1 protein-coding gene is annotated in these 431 nt (G+C 78.7%); it reads right to left on the minus strand.

Translation table 11 applies throughout. The features are described from left to right. Positions 1-113: 113 nt before the first annotated feature. Positions 114-431, minus strand: a 318-nt coding sequence (locus VR44_RS27230) for a hypothetical protein (RefSeq protein ID WP_045950260.1), incomplete at its 5' end; no start/stop codon positions are given.

A 431-nucleotide genomic window follows, 5' to 3' on the forward strand; every position in this document is an offset into this window, starting at 1 on the left:
CCGGACGACGCGGGCTTGACCGGCAAGATCCGAAAGAGACGGCCTAGGCCGGGCCATCCGACCAGTCCGTCAGGCCGGTACGCCGGCGCATCGGCAGTCGTGACCGGGGACCGTCAGGCCGGATCCGGCGGGTCCGGGGCCTCGTGCCCGGGCGCCGGGGCGCGGAGGGTGACCAGGCGGTAGGCCGGGGCGCGCTTCGGGCGGCGGTCGCTGCCGCGCAGCCCCCGCGCCTGCTGGACGGCCGCGTCCACGAGCGCGGCCACCAGGGGGTTCGCCCGGCGCAGCCGCAGCAGCTGGTCCGAGCGCAGTCCGACGATCGACGCGGCCGTGCCGACGTGCGCGCCCCGGGCCACGGCCTGCAGGAACAGGCGCAGCCCCAGTCCGCTGATCCGCCCCCGTGCCGGGCCCCGGTGCGCCGCGGCCAGTGCCGT

The organism is Streptomyces katrae (assembly GCF_000966975.1).
Lineage (GTDB): Bacteria > Actinomycetota > Actinomycetes > Streptomycetales > Streptomycetaceae > Streptomyces > Streptomyces katrae.